Origin of the sequence: Pseudarthrobacter sp. C4D7, from assembly GCF_013359725.1 — a bacterium.
Classification (GTDB): domain Bacteria; phylum Actinomycetota; class Actinomycetes; order Actinomycetales; family Micrococcaceae; genus Arthrobacter.
In genome coordinates this window covers 1-5,144 of the sequence record NZ_JABFMW010000051.1, presented here as the reverse complement: position 1 = coordinate 5,144, position 5,144 = coordinate 1, and the positions used below count along the sequence as shown (strand labels likewise).

The 5,144-nt window shown below is 55.2% G+C and carries 2 rRNA genes; both read right to left on the bottom strand.

From position 1 onward, the window contains the following. Window positions 1-75: 75 nt before the first annotated feature. Window positions 76-3,204, bottom strand: a 23S ribosomal RNA gene (locus tag HNO81_RS19765). Between the two features lie 504 nt (window positions 3,205-3,708). After that, window positions 3,709-5,144, bottom strand: a 16S ribosomal RNA gene (locus HNO81_RS19760); the annotation flags it as partial.

Here is a 5,144-nt window from a genome sequence, read left to right as displayed (position 1 = left end):
AGTTGTTGGTTCCGTCAACGGGGTTGTTGGTTGGGAACCACATAGTGGACGCAAGCAGAATGTGTATGTTTCTGTGTGGTGTAAGTTATTGGCCTATTAGTACCGGTCAGCTTCACGAGTCGTTAGTCCTCGCTTCCACATCCGGCCTATCAACCCAGTGGTCTGGCTGGGGGCCTCTCACACATAAATGTGTATGGAAATCTCATCTTGAAGCGAGCTTCCCGCTTAGATGCTTTCAGCGGTTATCCCATCCGAACGTAGCTAATCAGCGGTGCACTTGGCAGTACAACTGACACACCAGAGGTTCGTCCGTCCCGGTCCTCTCGTACTAAGGACAGCCCTTCTCAAATTTCCTGCGCGCGCAGCGGATAGGGACCGAACTGTCTCACGACGTTCTAAACCCAGCTCGCGTACCGCTTTAATGGGCGAACAGCCCAACCCTTGGGACCTACTCCAGCCCCAGGATGCGACGAGCCGACATCGAGGTGCCAAACCATGCCGTCGATATGGACTCTTGGGCAAGATCAGCCTGTTATCCCCGAGGTACCTTTTATCCGTTGAGCGACGGCCATTCCACAATGTACCGCCGGATCACTAGTCCCGACTTTCGTCCCTGCTCGAGATGTCTCTCTCACAGTCAAGCTCCCTTGTGCACTTACACTCGACACCTGATTGCCAACCAGGCTGAGGGAACCTTTGGGCGCCTCCGTTACTTTTTAGGAGGCAACCGCCCCAGTTAAACTACCCATCAGGCACTGTCCCTGACCCGGATTACGGGCCGAAGTTAGATGTCCAAAGTGACCAGAGTGGTATTTCAACGATGACTCCACCCGAACTGGCGTCCGGGCTTCAACGTCTCCCACCTATCCTACACAAGCCACTCCGAACACCAATACCAAACTATAGTAAAGGTCTCGGGGTCTTTCCGTCCTGCTGCGCGTAACGAGCATCTTTACTCGTACTGCAATTTCGCCGAGTTTATGGTTGAGACAGCGGGGAAGTCGTTACTCCATTCGTGCAGGTCGGAACTTACCCGACAAGGAATTTCGCTACCTTAGGATGGTTATAGTTACCACCGCCGTTTACTGGGGCTTAAATTCTCAGCTTCGCCGTGAGGCTAACCGGTCCTCTTAACCTTCCAGCACCGGGCAGGAGTCAGTCCGTATACATCGTCTTGCGACTTCGCACGGACCTGTGTTTTTAGTAAACAGTCGCTTCCCCCTGGTCTCTGCGGCCCCGATCCCCTCCGGACAGCAAGTGTCCATCAAGGTTGGGGCCCCCCTTCTCCCGAAGTTACGGGGGCATTTTGCCGAGTTCCTTAACCATAATTCTCTCGATCGCCTTAGTATTCTCTACCTGATCACCTGTGTCGGTTTGGGGTACGGGCGGCTAAAACCTCGCGTCGATGCTTTTCTCGGCAGCATAGGATCACCAAATCCCCCCAAACGGGGGTCCCATCAGATCTCAGGCACCATGAGTGGCGGATTTGCCTACCACTCGCCCTACATCCTTAGACCGGGACAACCATCGCCCGGCTCGGCTACCTTCCTGCGTCACACCTGTTAATACGCTTGCCTCCCAGGATCAGGTCCCGCGCTCCACCAAAACCCTCACACCACAAGGGTGATCGGGCAGGTCTCGGGCGGTTAGTATCCCCTGTTCAACATGGACGGTTTTTCGCCGGTACGGGAATATCAACCCGTTGTCCATCGACTACGCCTGTCGGCCTCGCCTTAGGTCCCGACTTACCCAGGGCAGATTAGCTTGACCCTGGAACCCTTGATCATTCGGCGGACGGGTTTCTCACCCGTCTTTCGCTACTCATGCCTGCATTCTCACTCGTGTAGGCTCCACCGCTGGTTTACACCGCGACTTCACTGCCCACACGACGCTCCCCTACCCATCCAGACGCCTGAACCACAAGGGCTTAGCTAATATCTGAATGCCACAACTTCGGCGGTGTACTTGAGCCCCGCTACATTGTCGGCGCGGAATCACTTGACCAGTGAGCTATTACGCACTCTTTTAAGGGTGGCTGCTTCTAAGCCAACCTCCTGGTTGTCTGGGCAACTCCACATCCTTTCCCACTTAGCACACGCTTAGGGGCCTTAGTTGGTGGTCTGGGCTGTTTCCCTCTCGACTATGAAGCTTATCCCCCACAGTCTCACTGCTGCGCTCTCACTTACCGGCATTCGGAGTTTGGCTGACGTCAGTAACCTTGTAGGGCCCATTAGCCATCCAGTAGCTCTACCTCCAGCAAGAAACACGCAACGCTGCACCTAAATGCATTTCGGGGAGAACCAGCTATCACGAAGTTTGATTGGCCTTTCACCCCTACCCACAGCTCATCCCCTCCATTTTCAACTGAAGTGGGTTCGGTCCTCCACGACGTCTTACCGTCGCTTCAACCTGGCCATGGGTAGATCACTTCGCTTCGGGTCTAGATCACGCCACTCACACGCCCTATTCAGACTCGCTTTCGCTACGGCTGCCCCACACGGGTTAACCTCGCGACGTAACACTAACTCGCAGGCTCATTCTTCAAAAGGCACGCCGTCACCAGAACAGAGCCGGCTCCGACGGATTGTAAGCACACGGTTTCAGGTACTGTTTCACTCCCCTCCCGGGGTACTTTTCACCTTTCCCTCACGGTACTGGTCCGCTATCGGTCATTAGGGAGTATTTAGGCTTATCAGGTGGTCCTGACAGATTCGCACGGGATTTCTCGGGCCCCGTACTACTTGGGATACTCTCACAGGCGGTACAAACACATTACGGTTACGGGACTAACACCCTCTCTGGCCGGCCTTTCAAAACCGTTCACCTATGCGCGCACATCACACCCCACCAGCCCGGCAGAACTGGTATGGAAAGTCCCACAACCCCGACCATGCAACGCCCGCCGGCTATCACACATGGAACGGTTTAGCCTGATCCGCGTTCGCTCGCCACTACTAACGGAATCACTATTGTTTTCTCTTCCTGCGGGTACTGAGATGTTTCACTTCCCCGCGTTCCCCCCACGCACCCTATGTGTTCAGGTACGGGTCACTAAGTCACTCGCGCGCTCAGCGGGGTTTCCCCATTCGGACACCCTGGGATCACAGTCCGGTTATCGACTCCCCCAGGCTTATCGCAGATTCCTACGTCCTTCTTCGGCTCCTAATGCCAAGGCATCCACCGTGTGCTCTTAAAAACTTGACCACAAAGATCAAAAACATTTTTCGAGAGAACCATGAAAACTGTCCCGCACACCCACAAAGGGCACACGAACCAGATCCAGGTTCATATTCTTGGAAATTGCTTCTTATACAAGATGCTCGCGTCCACTATGTAGTTCTCAAACAACAACCCCACACCACACAACCCACACACACAATGCGTGAACCGTCATGGCAGGGAAACCAGAAACAAACAAACCCACCAACAACCCCCCACCCCGTAAACGAGGAAGGAAGCCATCCGTGGCCCTGTTGCCTCAGGACCCAACAGTGTGCCAAACACTACCCAGCAACCAGACCAGCCACTTTCCAGAACCCCACAAGGATTCGTACTCACAGACCAGCCCATACCACCAGGCACCTATTCATTGATATTCCACCCATGAGCACCCGCCGCAGAACAATCGCCTGCGCAACGGGCTTGCTTCCTGACAACACCACCACACAAACCATGCGGCCTGGCGGGATTGTTGTAGGTGCTCCTTAGAAAGGAGGTGATCCAGCCGCACCTTCCGGTACGGCTACCTTGTTACGACTTAGTCCCAATCGCCAGTCCCACCTTCGACAGCTCCCTCCCACAAGGGGTTAGGCCACCGGCTTCGGGTGTTACCAACTTTCGTGACTTGACGGGCGGTGTGTACAAGGCCCGGGAACGTATTCACCGCAGCGTTGCTGATCTGCGATTACTAGCGACTCCGACTTCATGGGGTCGAGTTGCAGACCCCAATCCGAACTGAGACCGGCTTTTTGGGATTAGCTCCACCTCACAGTATCGCAACCCTTTGTACCGGCCATTGTAGCATGCGTGAAGCCCAAGACATAAGGGGCATGATGATTTGACGTCGTCCCCACCTTCCTCCGAGTTGACCCCGGCAGTCTCCTATGAGTCCCCACCATCACGTGCTGGCAACATAGAACGAGGGTTGCGCTCGTTGCGGGACTTAACCCAACATCTCACGACACGAGCTGACGACAACCATGCACCACCTGTAAACCGACCACAAGTGGGGAACCTGTTTCCAGGTCTTTCCGGTTCATGTCAAGCCTTGGTAAGGTTCTTCGCGTTGCATCGAATTAATCCGCATGCTCCGCCGCTTGTGCGGGCCCCCGTCAATTCCTTTGAGTTTTAGCCTTGCGGCCGTACTCCCCAGGCGGGGCACTTAATGCGTTAGCTACGGCGCGGAAAACGTGGAATGTCCCCCACACCTAGTGCCCAACGTTTACGGCATGGACTACCAGGGTATCTAATCCTGTTCGCTCCCCATGCTTTCGCTCCTCAGCGTCAGTTAATGCCCAGAGACCTGCCTTCGCCATCGGTGTTCCTCCTGATATCTGCGCATTTCACCGCTACACCAGGAATTCCAGTCTCCCCTACATCACTCTAGTCTGCCCGTACCCACCGCAGATCCGGAGTTGAGCCCCGGACTTTCACGGCAGACGCGACAAACCGCCTACGAGCTCTTTACGCCCAATAATTCCGGATAACGCTTGCGCCCTACGTATTACCGCGGCTGCTGGCACGTAGTTAGCCGGCGCTTCTTCTGCAGGTACCGTCACTTACGCTTCTTCCCTACTGAAAGAGGTTTACAACCCGAAGGCCGTCATCCCTCACGCGGCGTCGCTGCATCAGGCTTGCGCCCATTGTGCAATATTCCCCACTGCTGCCTCCCGTAGGAGTCTGGGCCGTGTCTCAGTCCCAGTGTGGCCGGTCACCCTCTCAGGCCGGCTACCCGTCGTCGCCTTGGTAGGCCATTACCCCACCAACAAGCTGATAGGCCGCGAGTCCATCCAAAACCACAAAAGCTTTCCACCAACCACCATGCGATGGAAGGTCATATCCGGTATTAGACCCAGTTTCCCAGGCTTATCCCAGAGTCAAGGGCAGGTTACTCACGTGTTACTCACCCGTTCGCCACTAATCCA